Origin of the sequence: Streptococcus sp. S784/96/1 (assembly GCF_902729355.1) — a bacterium.
Taxonomy (GTDB): Bacteria; Bacillota; Bacilli; order Lactobacillales; family Streptococcaceae; genus Streptococcus; species Streptococcus caledonicus.
In genome coordinates this window covers 18,850-32,786 of the sequence record NZ_CACVCC010000027.1, presented here as the reverse complement: position 1 = coordinate 32,786, position 13,937 = coordinate 18,850, and the positions used below count along the sequence as shown (strand labels likewise).

The 13,937-nt window shown below is 39.2% G+C and carries 12 protein-coding genes and 1 pseudogene; 3 read left to right on the top strand and 10 right to left on the bottom strand.

Translation table 11 applies throughout. The annotated features are described in order from the left end of the window. Window positions 1-85 (top strand): IS3 family transposase (locus tag GZ996_RS12275; protein ID WP_162011886.1); only part of this gene is annotated, 85 nt, incomplete at its 5' end. A gap of 68 nt (window positions 86-153) precedes the next feature. Here the strand turns inward: GZ996_RS12275 and GZ996_RS09055 are convergent. After that, complete coding sequence (locus GZ996_RS09055) at window positions 154-549, bottom strand: single-stranded DNA-binding protein (RefSeq protein WP_156806565.1); 396 nt, start codon at window positions 547-549, stop codon at window positions 154-156. Window positions 550-623: 74 nt separating this feature from the next. Between GZ996_RS09055 and GZ996_RS09050 the strand changes: the two are divergent. Further along, a pseudogene (locus tag GZ996_RS09050) lies at window positions 624-1,373 on the top strand (class I SAM-dependent methyltransferase). Between the two features lie 227 nt (window positions 1,374-1,600). Here GZ996_RS09050 and GZ996_RS09045 read toward each other — a convergent pair. The 4 genes from GZ996_RS09045 to tig form a co-directional block, all read right to left on the bottom strand. After that, window positions 1,601-3,169, bottom strand: a complete 1,569-nt coding sequence (locus GZ996_RS09045; protein ID WP_162011885.1) for a hypothetical protein — start codon at window positions 3,167-3,169, stop codon at window positions 1,601-1,603. Next, window positions 3,159-4,841, bottom strand: a complete 1,683-nt coding sequence (locus GZ996_RS09040) for a molecular chaperone HscC (protein ID WP_156806567.1) — start codon at window positions 4,839-4,841, stop codon at window positions 3,159-3,161. The genes GZ996_RS09045 and GZ996_RS09040 overlap by 11 nt, the downstream gene beginning before the upstream one ends. Then, on the bottom strand, window positions 4,838-5,647 hold the full coding sequence (locus tag GZ996_RS09035) for a J domain-containing protein (protein ID WP_162011884.1): 810 nt from the start codon (window positions 5,645-5,647) through the stop codon (window positions 4,838-4,840). Before GZ996_RS09035 ends, GZ996_RS09040 begins: the two co-directional genes overlap by 4 nt. Before the next feature lie 331 nt (window positions 5,648-5,978). Then, window positions 5,979-7,262: a trigger factor gene (gene tig, locus GZ996_RS09030; protein WP_162011883.1), complete on the bottom strand. Its 1,284-nt coding sequence runs from the start codon at window positions 7,260-7,262 to the stop codon at window positions 5,979-5,981. 95 nt (window positions 7,263-7,357) lie between these two features. On the opposite strand from tig, the gene GZ996_RS09025 reads away from it, so the two are divergent. After that, a complete protein-coding gene (locus tag GZ996_RS09025; protein WP_156806570.1) occupies window positions 7,358-8,191 on the top strand; it encodes a mechanosensitive ion channel family protein in 834 nt (277 codons plus the stop codon). 9 nt (window positions 8,192-8,200) lie between these two features. Here GZ996_RS09025 and GZ996_RS09020 read toward each other — a convergent pair whose 3' ends face one another. The 5 genes from GZ996_RS09020 to GZ996_RS09000 all read right to left on the bottom strand — a co-directional run bounded on the left by GZ996_RS09020 (window position 8,201) and on the right by GZ996_RS09000 (window position 13,779). After that, window positions 8,201-8,764 carry a TIGR01440 family protein gene (locus GZ996_RS09020; protein ID WP_161979318.1) on the bottom strand — a complete coding sequence of 188 codons (564 nt, stop codon included), beginning with the start codon at window positions 8,762-8,764 and terminating at the stop codon, window positions 8,201-8,203. Between the two features lie 347 nt (window positions 8,765-9,111). Next, window positions 9,112-10,521, bottom strand: coding sequence for a PTS transporter subunit EIIC (locus GZ996_RS09015; RefSeq protein WP_162011882.1), 1,410 nt, complete (start codon window positions 10,519-10,521; stop codon window positions 9,112-9,114). Continuing rightward, window positions 10,508-12,184 (bottom strand): glycoside hydrolase family 13 protein, encoded by a 1,677-nt coding sequence (locus GZ996_RS09010; RefSeq protein ID WP_162011881.1) that lies wholly within the window; start codon window positions 12,182-12,184, stop codon window positions 10,508-10,510. The genes GZ996_RS09015 and GZ996_RS09010 overlap by 14 nt, the downstream gene beginning before the upstream one ends. A 127-nt stretch (window positions 12,185-12,311) precedes the next feature. Next, window positions 12,312-13,022, bottom strand: coding sequence for a MurR/RpiR family transcriptional regulator (locus tag GZ996_RS09005; protein WP_156806574.1), 711 nt, complete (start codon window positions 13,020-13,022; stop codon window positions 12,312-12,314). Beyond that, a complete protein-coding gene (locus GZ996_RS09000; RefSeq protein WP_161979321.1) occupies window positions 13,006-13,779 on the bottom strand; it encodes a MurR/RpiR family transcriptional regulator in 774 nt (257 codons plus the stop codon). The genes GZ996_RS09005 and GZ996_RS09000 overlap by 17 nt, the downstream gene beginning before the upstream one ends. Window positions 13,780-13,937 lie beyond the last annotated feature (158 nt).

The following is a 13,937-nucleotide window of genomic DNA, read 5'->3' as shown; positions in this document are numbered from 1 at the left end:
GGACTGGTATAACTATGATAGACCACAAGAAATATTAAAAGGTATGACCCCTATGGAATTCAGGGAGTCATACCTTACTAACTAATGTTCTTTTTTACACTGTCTATTTTAGACGGGGCTTGACAAAATCCATCCTAGATTTTTTCTTAGTTTTTAAAATGGCAATTCCTCTTCTTCTAAGACCAAATCAGCCAATTCATCCACAACGTTATTTTCTCGCATAGCACGTTGGGCACGACTTTCTAGCAACTGGAAACCATGACCTAACACTTCTGTCACATAATGTTTCTGCCCTGCTTTTTCATACTGACGAGTCCGCAACTCACCATCAATTGAAACAAGGCTACCTTTTGACGCATAGCTTGCAAGAGTTTCTGCTAGACGCCCCCAGAAAACAACTTGGACAAAGTCTGCTTCACGTTCACCAGAACTAGACTTATAACGGCGATTAACTGCCACCGTTACTCGAGAAACAGCTTTATCTGTGGCTGTCTTAACCATCTCAGGATTAGACGTTAAACGCCCAATCATAATCACTTTATTGTACATATTTTGTACCTCCTTATCTTACTATTCGTAAGAGAAATTAAAAATGTGACATAATGACAAAAAAGGAGGCTCAGATGTCTGTTAATTTAGAAACTTATAAAGAGATGCTCGCTCAACCTTGGGGCAAAATTATGTATGAATTAATTTTTGCTCAATGAAAAAATATCAAAGGAAAAAGAATACTTGATTTTGGAGCTGGTTTCGGCTTGACTGCCCAGCATTTATCCCAAGAAAATACCGTCACGGCTATCGAACCTAATGCCGATATGTTATTTGCCAACAAAGCTCAGACCTTTACTAAAATTCATGGCTCTTTGGAGGCATTGAAACAGTTAGCAAGCGAGCAATTTGATGTCATCATCTGTCACAATGTCATGGAATATATCCCAGAAGATGAGCGACCAAGCTATTTCAGTGAATTTGAACGTTTATTGACATTTGGTGGGCAACTTTCTCTGATTAAACATAATCAAGCTGGTAAGGTCATGCAGGCTGTGATTTTCACTAACAATGTCAACCTTGCTTTAGATTTGTTAGATGGCAAGGACTACGAAAGTCTCTCTTTTGCTAATGGAGCGACGTATGATTTTAATGATTTAAAAGAATACACCTCTCTCAGAATCCAAAATTACTGTGGGCTGCGCACTTTCTACGCCTTACAACCAAACTCCGTCAAATCAGAAGAGGGATGGCTTGATAACTTGGTAAAAGCAGAATTAGCCGTTGCTGATTTAAACCCTTATAAAGATGTTTCATTTTTGCAACATGTCACGCTTGTAAAGAACCAACAAAGACATTTTTATAGTTATTTGAATCAAGAATAGGACATAGATGAATCATTTTGATCCGATCTAATACTATTAATTATTCTATTCTTTATCCTAATCTATTTTCAATTTACCATAAAATCACATTGCCGTCCCTTTTGTCAAAAAAATGAATACACTAAAAAAGGCATCACATCAGCGTTTTTTTAGAACGTCATGCGATGTCTTTTACTGATTAGATAAGGGGACCATTAAATCTGTTGGACAAAGAGGTGTCCTACTTCTTAAAAAACACTTGAAAACGCCTCTTTATGGTTAAGGTATAGTAGATAAGTTTTCCACACCAACATTGGCACCATATCATTTAAAAGAGCTGACTGATGGCCGACTGCGGTATAATGCTCTTCACTCTGAAGTAAGTTTCTTAAATCTTGAATAACAGGAGACAATTGCTTCTCAGATAATGTTTCCAAGGCATACCAATCCCCTTTGTAAAGTGACTTGGCCCACAACAGACGTTCTAGGGCATACTGACAATGGTTCTCTTCTAATACCTTTTCAAGATCAGCCATCCGAGGGACCAACATCCGATCTGTCAAAACAGCAACCAGACCACCTGCGGTCAGATCATCATAAAATCGACTGAGTAGGCAAAACTTATCGGGAACGGTAAGCTCCTTAGACAATTTTCGTTCTTTACCAGAAATAGCTTGAAGTGTTCGAAAATAATCCACCACCTGCTTATAGTCTTCGGAGTGTTCCATCTTTTCTTTGACCCTTACACGGCGGTTATAAGTCACGAATAGATTCACCATTATTGTCACCAAACTCCAAAGAAAACCAATTAATGTGAGGTGATAAGTATCATAATAAATGCTAACACTGAAAAAGGTAGCTAGAGAGACAAAAATACTGTAATACAGCCATTCTTTAAGAAAAAATAATAATATCTTGGGCAAATCCATTCTGATATCCTTCTTATAAACCGAATGGATCCAATGATATCTATGGCCACCAAAAAAGAAAAAAGCGCCTATCAAAGTTGCTAGCAGAACAGGCAGAACCGTTAGAAAATCACCAGCAAACAGCCCCGTTAGTAGCCTAATAATCATGATCAGTGCTAATCCAATCAACAGTAATACAAAACCACGGCCTTTTGTATGATAAGTAAAAAAACTACGATTCACCTCTTTGGCCATGCCAAAACGGACTAATTGAAGTAAGATGAGACTAATGACATAAGGAAAAACACCAGCCAAGTCTGCTATTAGAAACAACAAAAGAGAGATTGGTCCTAGAAAAAAGACAGCAGTCGCCCCTAAAATCACTAAGCGTCTTTCTGAAGCTTCCTTGAAGTAAAAAGGATGGATCGTGGAGCTTACCCGTTGTCTTAAGCGATTTAGCACTGAAAAACCGGTCAAAGAGGCCAACAATAACAGTAACGTTAACAGGGTTACCTCTTTGACACTTTCCCTATCAAAACCAGCGTGACATAACATTAAAAATAATATCATGCCCCAAACCAACAAAACGAATTGGCCCAATTTAAAGAGAATAGTCAGGTAACGATCTCTATCTACCCACTTTTTTTGCTCTCCTGCCAATGCCTTTAAACGTTGACGTAGCGCTTGAACAATAGCAGCATCATAATAGGTCTTACGATGAGTATTTAGTAGTTTCAACATAAGATAAATCAAGGATTCATCCGAAATATTCTCAATATCCTCTAGTGTTAGTCTCGCTAAAATTTGTTGCTGTTGCGTTCGTGTCGCTAAATTAAGGAATCGCTTTTGGTTATCATGAGCTTTATAAGCAAATTCCCCAAGTCCTGTAAATAGACTCTTAGAAACCATTGCCGCCTCCCCAAATTCTTTCTTCAACTGCATCTAGTTGGCGTTTAAACAATTCTGTTCCCTTTTTGATTTTACGCAGGTCTTGAGTTTCCAAAATTTCCTCATAGTGGCGAATGCATCCTGTAAGAAAATCACGATCATTTCCTGTGCTATCTGAGAATAAACGCTGCCCCCGTGATAATAAGAGCTGAACAACCTCTTGATCTTTGGGGTGGCTTTTTAAACTAGCTAAATGTTCTCTGCGCTCTGCTATTTCTTCTTGCGATAACTGCTTATTATCTCTTAAAAAGACTTTTTGATAAGTTGCTCCTGTCGAATTTACGATAACATCTACTTCTAAAATACCATTAATATCGTAGGAAAAGCGAACATCTACACTTTCGTACTCCTTATGGTTAAGCGGCACTTGGACATCAAGTGTACCTAATCTGATATTATTACTGGCACGGTATTCTTCTCCCTGTAAGATGGTTAGTTTAATCTCGGTTTGCCCTAATTGTGTGGTGTAATAGGTTCCAACCTTCGAACTTGGTAACACAGCATTCCGTTCTAGGATGGGAGACATCACATCGCCAACGATTTCAATACCAAGTGTAAACGGACAAATATCCGTTAAGACCATATCTTTGATGTCTTCATTACGTGCTTTAATACCGGTCAAAACACCACATCCAAGAGCGATAGCCTGATCCTGATTAACCTCAATACGCACTGAACGCTTAAGAAGATAAGATAAATAATTTTGAATCAGAGGCATCTTGGTGTTACCACCAACGAGAATAACATCATCAACATCTTCTACCGTTAATTCCGCATCACGTAAGGCACGACGAATCGGTTTTTGAATGCGATTCAACAAGGGTTTTGAAATGGCTAAAAAACGTTCCTGAGTCAAATGATAACTAAACCATTCTTTGCCAACCATTAAACGAAAACTTGCCGTTTCCTCTTTGTCTAAAGTTTGTTTCACTTTTTCAGCTTCTTGATAAAGCTGCGCAGATTCCTCAGCTGAGATGTCGGCTCTCACGGTTGGCCACGCGCTATAAAAATCATCGACAATAGCTTGTGTAAAGTCTTCTCCTCCAAGATGATTGTCTCCTGCCACAGTTACAATTTCAATAACATTTAAAAAGGCATCAACAATTGAAATATCCAGCGTACCACCACCAAAATCAATAATAAGATAGGTGGCATCTTCTTGACGTTTACGATGCAAGGCAAGCGCTGCTGCCGAAGGTTCATTGATAATACGATCAATCTTCACTCCTGCCAACTGCCCAGCTACCTTAGTTGCTGCTCTCTGTTCGTCATTAAAGTATGCCGGTACACTAACCACGATTTCCTCTACCGTTTCACCTAGATAGCTTTCTGCATCTTCAATTAATTTGCGTAATACAAAACTACTTAATTCCTCAGCTAAATATTCCTTATCACCTAACCGTAATTTTTTCTGAGTTCCCATAAAACGCTTGAATCGTGATTGGGTTGACTGCGGATGGGTAATGAGTCTCTCTTTGGCTAGCTTACCAACAATCAATTCACCTTCATCTGAAAGCCCTACGGCAGATGGAGTCAAATACTCTCCAAAATGATTGGGAATTAGCTCAACTTTACCATTACGCCACACCGCAGCTAGTGAATTTGTCGTTCCTAAATCAATACCTAAAATCATCCTTTTTCCCACCCTTCAAGTGTTGTATCCTTTTTCAATTTCAAAGCTTGCTCTGATAAGCCAATACGCTGTAAATAAGAAGCTAACATTGACATCCCGAGCTTTTCACATCTCTCTACCACAAGACTTCTAGCCTTCCATGTTCCAACGACAAAAGCATTTAAGCAATGAGCTTCTAGCCCTCGTTTAACCGATTCTTTCTGAAAGAGAGGATGGTCATGATAAACAGCTAACAGTTGATTAAACTGCTCAAATGTAAATAGCACCCCTAGTCTAGCACAGAGTTCATCTAACAAGGTTTCGACTGCTTCAGCCTCCCTAAACTGCTCTGCCATGTCATCCCAAGACTCCGAGACATCATCGTCGTCATCAAAATCGACTTTCCAATCTTGAAAGGTCTCATCAAAAGAAGAACCGGTTGTTTCTTCTCGCTGCTGGTTATCAGGTTCTATGTCTGAAAAATCATAAACTGTTTCCTGTGACGATAACTCTTCGTCGTGCGACAGTTCTGTATCATCTCCATCAAGACCAGAAAAATCATAAGCAGTCTCTGGTTTCGTTTCCTCATAGGTTTCCCACACCGTCCTCTGTTCTTCAAACTGCTCCGATTGCCTCTGCTGCCTCGTGGAGCGATTACGACTACCTTTCGCCTCAGCCATCGCCTTCTTATAGGCTTGTTGCAGTGCTTTAAATCCTTCTGGATCATCCTCTGGATGGTATTGTTTGAGCTTTTCTGCAAAAGCTACCTTAATCTGTTCTTGATTAGTTGTTTGTCCAATACCTAACACATCCCAAATATTACCCATACATCATTCCTCATCCCCTGTCCCTAGTACAAACTCGAACAGTGCAAAATTGCTATTTTTTCTAGCCGCCTACAAATCATCAGCCAATTCCGCCAATAACTCCTCTTCATTATAACGAAAAATAACCTAAAAATCTAAGATTTCTGAAAAATAGACCCTAAAAAGAGGCTGAAAAAGTATTCCGACCTCTTAAAGTAAAGACAGCTTGACGCAGTTGTTGATTGGAAGCCTGTCCTGCAACTGGACAGTTTTAGTCTAAACATAAAAAACAGAGAGCGAAAGGAAGTCAGGATTTCAAAATCCTGACTTCTGTATCACTCTCTAAATCATTTTATTTTACTGTTGCAGTCGATGTGATGACTTCAACTGCTTTTTTCATTGTGATGTCATGACGGAGCATATCTACTGAAAGAAGTGAACGAACTTGTTCAACTTCCATGTTGTACTCAGTTGCAAGATCAGTGACTTCTTTTTCGATATCTTCGTCAGATACTTCAAAACCTTCTGCTTTAGCGATTGCTTCGATAACAAGGTTAGTTTTCACACGTTTGTCAGCGTCTGCTTCGTATTGTTTATGAAGGTCATCTTGAGTGGTACCTGTAATTTGGAAATACATTTCTGGTGAGATACCTTGACGCTGCATATTACCCATGAATTCGTTCATTGCACGGTGAACTTCGTCATGTACCATTTCTTCTGGCAGTTCAACGATTTCAGCATTTTCAACAGCAAGTTCGATAGCTGCTGCTTCAACAGCGTCATCAAAGGCAATTTCTTTAGATGCTTCAAGTTCTTTACGGTATTTCGCTTTCAATTCATCAAGTGTTTCAACTTCTTCATCGATATCTTTTGCAAGTTCATCGTCAAGAGCTGGAACTTCTTTAGCCTTAACTTCGTTAACTTTAGTTGCAAATACAGCATCTTTACCAGCAAGATCTTCTGCATGGTACTCAGTTGGGAAAGTTACTTTAACTTCTACTTCGTCACCTGCTGTAGCCCCTACAAGTTGTTCTTCAAAGCCTGGGATAAATTGGCCTGAACCAAGCTCAAGGGAATGGTTTTCACCTTTACCACCGTCAAATTCAACACCATCAACTGAACCAACAAAGTCAATCACAACAGTGTCGCCGTTTTCTGCTGCACCGTCTTTAACTGCTAATTCTGCTAAGTTATTGCGCTCACGCTCAACTTTTGCGTCAACTTCTTCATCAGATACTTCTTTTGAAAGTTCCACTTCAACCGCAAGGTTTTTGTAGTCCCCAAGTTTAACTTCAGGTTTTGTCACAACTTCAGCTGTGATTGTCCAGTCTTGACCTTTTTCCATTGAGGTCACATCAATTTTGGGCTGAGCAACAACATCAAGCTCAAGTTCAGCAACTGCTGCTTCATAAACTGCTGGAAGGATGCTGTTCAAAGCATCTTCATAAAGTGCTTCTTCACCAAATTTTTGGTTAAAGATTGGACGTGGGACTTGCCCTTTACGGAAACCTGGAACGTTCAAATCTTTTTTAATACGGTTAAATGCTTTATCAAGAGCTGGTTTGATTTGCCCTTGGCTGATTGTAAATGTAATGACACCGCGATTAGTCGCTGTGTTTTCAAATGATACTGACATTAGTCATTCTCCTTAAAAAATGTTATACAGCTTAGTTTATCATATTTTATGAGTTTTTTAAAGTTTTTTACGTTACTTTTTGGTAAACTAGAACTATGAAAATCATTGAAAATTACCTTATCTCTTGGCACTTAGAAGAACTTGGGACAAAACTCGTCTCACTTCTTCTTTTGCTCCTTCTTTTCACACTAACTAAACGACTCTGCCATTTTGCTTTTAAGCATACTATTAAAAAATCACTGGCATTTTCTCAAAGTACCCCTGCTCGTCAAAAAACATTGGTTAAGCTTATACATAGCGCGTTAAATTATGCCTTGTACTTTATTTTGGTTTACTGGGCGTTAACCATTATCGGAGTACCTGTCTCTAGCCTTCTTGCAGGAGCAGGAATCGCCGGGGTTGCTATCGGCCTTGGTGCACAAGGCTTCTTATCTGATGTTCTAAATGGTTTCTTTATCCTTTTGGAAAATCAATTCGACGTCGGTGAATCCATTGAAATTGGCTCCATTACTGGCTATGTGTCAAGCGTTGGTATCCGCACGACTCAAATTCGTGGCTTTGATGGCACCTTGCATTTTATTCCCAACCGCAATATTACCATCGTTAGCAATAAATCACGAGGCAATATGCGGGTACAAATTGATTTGCCAGTCTTTGCTCATAGTGATTTGGAAATGATTTCATCTATCATCACCGAGATCAATCAGACTCATTTAGCAAAGCACCCTGAAGTCGTAGGACCAGTCAATCTTATTGGCCCTCGCACGCTCCCCACTGGACAATTTATCTTCCGTGTGGATCTGTTTGTGGAAAATGGACACCAACAGCGCATCTATTCTGTTTTCTTTAAACTTTATCAAGAAGCTCTCGTAGCAGCCGGAATAGCTCTTCCAACTGCGAATACTATACCGACAGCAACTAAAAACTAGGCCTCTAGCCTAGTTTTTTCGTATCTCATCTTCTTGATAGAGGGCACGCGCACCACCAATCAATTTCGGACGGCTTGCCAAAGCTGTCACATGAGCACCTCCCAGTTCACGTTGAATGGGACGCAGAGGCACTTGAACTCGTTTGATATGCATACCAATCGCTGTATCTCCAATATCAATCCCTGCATGCGCTGCGACTTCTTCCACTTCCACAGGATGTGTCATGAATTTAAAAGCTGCTAATTGCCCTGAACCTCCAGCATGCAAGCTCGGTAACACGTTAACAATCTCTAAGCCTTTAGATAGAGCCACATCTTCTTCCACAACCAAAGCACGATTTAAGTGTTCACAGCCTTGAACGGCTAGGTAAACGCCATGCTCTGTACAGGCCTCTAAAATTGCCTTTACAATCACTTCACCAATTTCTAAGCTGGAATTTTTCCCAATCACACCACCAGCTACTTCACTAGATGATAGACCAAGGACAAAGACTTGGCCTTTCTTAATAGCTGAGCGGTCAAGAATGTCTGTCACAATCGCTTTTGTTTGTAGACCTAATTCCTCTAGATTCATTTGTCATTCTCCTCTATCATATTAGTATCATTATAGCAAAAAGCACCCCTAAGGGCGCTTTTTATACTCATTAAAAATCAAAATTAGATTTTTAGAACCTCTAATATTTTTGATAGACTAACAAACGTAAGAAGTTTAAAACGTTTCTTTCACCATAGCGTGGAAAATTCCCAATTATAGCGATTTTGTCGTTTTAGATACTATCGTCACTAATCAGAATGTGACAATCCTCCAATCTCCGTAGTGGTTAAAACCATGAAAACATAGGTTTGCTGGCGTACCAACCACATGAGGAAATCAAAAAGAAAATGTTTTTGTTTATGTATAATTTTGATTTTTATAGAGTATTAATCTTCAACGAGAATTTCTTCTGGAATAGCGAATGCTTTTGTTAATGTAAAACAAAGCACCATGCTAACGATAGAAATAAGGACGTAAACGATGAGTTGATAGTTGTCATAAATGTACATGAGGTAAGACGGTAAAACAGCTAGACCGTATGAGTTTGATTGGATATGGAAAATAGACAGAAGCGCTGCGCCCATACCTGATGAGAAAAGCATCACATAAAGAGGTTTTAAGTTGTAACGTAAATGAAGACCAAATAAAACTGGCTCACTAACACCAAAAAGTTGTGACATAAACGCTCCCATAACGGTTTGTTTAACCTTATCATTCTTAGCGGAAGTGTAGAAAGCAAGACAAGCACCAAGGTTAGAGAAACCATACATCGCACAAAGGGTAATCAATTGGTTGAAACCTGTGTTCGCTAATAATGATGTTTCAATCACAACATACATGTGATGAAGCCCTGTGATAACAGCCAACGGATAAGTCGCTCCAACGAAAAAACCACCAATACCAAATGGGAGATTCATCAATCCTTTTGTCAAGGCAATCAATCCCATTTCTAACCAGTGAACAACTGGTGCAAATCCAATTAAAGCAACAGCACTCATCACTAACATGGTGATAAACGGTGTCAAAATAAGATCAAGAGAATTTGGCATCACTTTACGCAATTGACGCTCTAACTTAGCTCCCAAGAATCCAGTTAAAATCGCCGTCACAACCGAACCTTGTGCCCCCATCACTGGAAGAATTCCTCCAACCATAATAGCATCAGTATCACCAGAGGCTACTGCGTAAGCATTTGGCAATTGCGGAGCAACTAGCATCAATCCTAACACTAAACCAATCATTGGTGTTCCACCAAACACACGGAAGGCTGACATGGTGATAAGAGCTGGAAGGAAACCAAAGGCAGTATCGGTCAAGACGCTAACTAATTGATTCAAATACGGTGGAAAAATTTCGGTTGATAGGCCGATAAGTCCGAGAATATTATCATTGAACACAACACCTTTCACCCCTAGGAAAAGACCTGTAGCCGCAATGACTGGAACGATTGGAACAAAGATATCTCCCAAAGTTCTCATCACAGCTTTTACACCCTTTTCTTGGGACTTCACGTAAGCATCCTGATCAGCTTTTGATTGTGTTGTGATACTCATTGTTTCCAATTCTTCAAACACTTTATTGACAATACCAGCTCCGAGAATGACTTGATACTGACCACTGTTAAAGAAGGTTCCTTTGACCTGATCAACTTTTTCAATAGCTTTGGTATCAATACTTTCATGATTTTTTACAACCAAGCGTAAACGTGTTGCACAATGCGTTGCTGAAACGATATTTTCTTTTCCAACGATTGCAAGAATATCACTTGCAATTTGACGGTAATTAATAGTTTCCATTTGTAGTCTCCTTTAATAAAGTTGCGCCATAAGGCGGTAATGTTACATGACGATGCGAGAGGCTCATGCCTCCATTTTCAATTAAAATGTCTACAATCGGGTTTTCAAGCGGAAATTCTACTTCTTGATTTGATAAATTAACCAGAGTCAGATAAGAACTTTTCTCATCAAAGCGACGATAGGCAAAAACTTCTGGATTTTCTAAGTCTACAAATGCTATTTGCCCATACACCAAAGTTTCATAGCTCGGCATTTTTTTTAGGGCAATCAATTTTTTGTAAAAATACCAGAGGCTCTGTTCATCATGGATTTGGTCAGCAACAGAACGTTCTAAAGATTGTTCTGTGATAGCAAGCCAAGGAGCTACTGTCGAAAATCCTACATATTGGCTATCATCCCACTGCATCGGGGTTCTAGCGTTATCTCGACTGCGATAATTGATAACAGCTAGCGCTTCGCCACTTGATAATCCCTCTGCCATTCCACGATGGTATTGGTCGATAGATGAAATATCATCAAAGGATTCAAGTCCCTCTCGATTAAAATTAATCATGCCAATCTCTTGCCCTTGGTAAATAAAGGGTGTTCCATAGAGATTGAAATACATGAGGGCTAGAGCTTTAGCTGCCTTAGGATTTTTTTCAGCTTCTTTTAAATACTTGGTCGTTGCACGATTCTGATCGTGGTTTTCAATAAAAGGAGCACCCCAACCCACTTTTTGAATTGCTAATTGAGAATCCTTAAATTTATCAAACAAATCCTTTGGCTTCCACTGAACAGGTTTAAACCATTCACTACCACTTACCACATCTAGGTCGGCAGCTTTAAAGTCAAAAATCATTGAGAAAAAGCCATCTTCACCAATAAACTCATCTAGCTGATCATACTCAACACCTGGGGCTTCCGCAACCGTGACAGCGTCATAAGGTTTGAAACAACGCTCATTCAATTCTTTCAAAAAGACTTCAATACCTGGTTGATTACGACTAACCTTGGTGCATTTCGCTAAGCCATCCACTCCATCTGGTTCAATACTCTGAAAACTCAAATCCTTTTTGATGAAGGTAATCGCGTCAATTCGGAAACCTGCAATACCTAGTTCAAGCCATTGGGTAATCATCTGGTAAACCTCTTCTCTAAGCTCAGCGTTTTCCCAATTCAAATCAGGCTGCTTCTTGTGAAAGGTGTGATAATAATAAACATCTTCGTTCGGTAGTTTTTCCCAAACACTACCACCAAAGATGGACCGCCAATTGTTTGGTCGTTCAGCCGATTCTTTGAAAATGTAATACCCTCTATATTTAGACTGAGGATCAGCAAGAGCTGCTTGAAACCATGGGTGTTCATCTGAAGAGTGATTGACAACGAGGTCCAATAAAACTTTAATGCCTCTGGCTTTGGCTTCGGCCATCAAAACCTTAAAATCTTCCATCGTTCCAAATTCTTTTGCGATGTCAAAATAATCTGAAATATCATAGCCATTATCAGCCATGGGAGACTTGAAAATCGGACTAATCCAAATACAGGTAATCCCTAGATCTGCTAAGTAATCAAGACGACTGGTAATCCCATTCAAATCACCGATACCATCTCCATTACTATCTTGAAAACTCTTGGGATATATTTGATAGACAATTTCTGACTGCCACCATTTTTTCTCCATACTGTTCTCCTTTGTTTTCGCTTACAAAAGGTATTATAAACAGAAAAAAACCGCTAGGCAATACTTCCCCGCAGTTTTGAAAACAGGTTATTTTTTTAATCGTTTTTACGCAAAATGTAAAATAGTATCATTTGTTATCAAGTTGCAATTTTAAATAAAGCATCTCCAAAGCAAGCACATAAGGTGTCATAACCGGCGGGTAAGCTTCATCAGGTACAATGGACGGAATTAAGAGACGAACATCAGACAAGGAAGAAACCTGACGAACTTCACTCAACACCAAAGTATAAATGGAGGACATCCGATGATGATCCCTTAAACAAAGTGGTAACTGCTCTGCCTTGTCCAAAGCAAAAATAACTAGAACATTGTTTACCATATGCACCAATGAATTTTCCAAAGCCTGACGGTTGGGTAAAATAAACACAGGCTTTTTAAAAGGAAAGAAGATACGTTGAAAAACTTTGGCTAGGCGCAACTCCAACTCACTCTCAGCAAATAGGTAAATATAGTCTGTCGTTAAGAGCTTTTGTCGTAAATCTGAAATATCTAATGTTTGAACGTAGGTGACGATATCGTGATAAGAATTTTGAACAGCTTTCCGGCTCACCTTCACTGCTTTCTCTTGATTTTTCAACAGAGCCTTCAATTCACCAAAACCAGATAGGCCTAGCTTTTGGCAAAATCGAAAAATAGTTGTAGTTGAAACATGAACTGATGAAGCTAGAACTGCTAAGGTTAATGTTCTGACATCACTTGCTATTACAGTATTGTAGATTTGCCAATCGGTTTCCGTTAATGAAGATTGGCAGGTCTGCATTCTATCTTGGAGTGTCATAAGATCCTCCAATCGCTTGTTTATAATCAAAGAAGAGTTGATCGATAATGAAATAAAACGTCGTACTCACTTCATAGGTCAAGCGGGTCGGTGTCTGAACGGATTCTGTTGGAACATATAATCGGTAATCTGCCAACTGAGCCATCGTATTTTGCGAAGTTTGAGTAAATACCAATCGTTTCAATTGATACAATTGACTATCTTTTAAGATGGCAATCCCTTCTGGAGATTCTCCCTTATAAGAAAAGAGAACCAGTAAGTCGTTTTCTTTAAAACATTCTTTGGCATAATCGTATTCCCCTTTATCAAAAAAGACTACCACGCGTTTTCCTAAAGCCGTAAAAACGTGTCGCATGGTTTCGACTTCCAACTTTTGTTCATTTCCTGTTCCATAGAGGTAAAGCACATCAGTTTCCAACAAAAGATTGACAATGTTTTTTAAATCTAGTTTTTCAAAAATTTGGTCAATATACATGTGATAGGATTGAACAACCTCTTCAAATACAGATGTTTTCTCTAAGGTTGTATTGGATTCCTGTCGAAAATTTTTGAGCAAAAACTTCAACTCTGCAAAACCATCTAATTCCAACTTCTTAATCAAGCGTGAAATGGTAGCCCGAGAAACAAAGCAAGCATCAGCCAAGCTCTGAGCTGTTAAGCCAGAATAATCCTGCACCTGCTGCAGATAGCCAATAATCTCTCTTTCTTGAGCTGTTAGCGTTTGAAAATAACGATTCACCAAACTAATAAAATCCACAGCAACACCTCCACCTAGTCTTACTTTTCATTATACTCAAGATTCCTCACTTTTTCTAGCAAAAAAGCAGAGAATTCCTCTCTACTTTAGTTAACTCTCATCTAGTTATTTTGTCTCTTAACAACTATAATCTCTGCACTATTTTGCATGGTTTTAGT